A 296-nucleotide genomic window follows, 5' to 3' on the forward strand; every position below is an offset into this window, starting at 1 on the left:
CACTTTGAGCGAGCGCGGCTTCCTGCATCAATGCACCGACTTGGAAGCACTCGACAGCTGGCTTTGTTCAGGAGCCGGCACAGCCTATAACGGCTTCGATCTCACCGCCGACAGCCTTCATGTCGCGCATCTCATTCCGATCATGATGCTGCGGTGGTTCCAGAAGACCGGCAACAAACCCATTGCGTTGCTCGGCGGTGCGACAAGCCGCCTGGGCGATCCGAGCTTCCGCGACACGTCGCGTCCCTTTCTCAGCGAAGAGCAGATCACGAAAAACCTGCTCGGCATCCGGCGTG

The 296-nt window shown here is 59.8% G+C and carries 1 pseudogene; it reads left to right on the plus strand.

What is annotated here, in order from left to right:
• A pseudogene (locus tag AF337_RS01940) lies at nt 1-296 on the plus strand (tyrosine--tRNA ligase); the annotation flags it as partial.

This window comes from Rhizobium ecuadorense (assembly GCF_001187535.1).
Lineage (GTDB): Bacteria > Pseudomonadota > Alphaproteobacteria > Rhizobiales > Rhizobiaceae > Rhizobium > Rhizobium ecuadorense.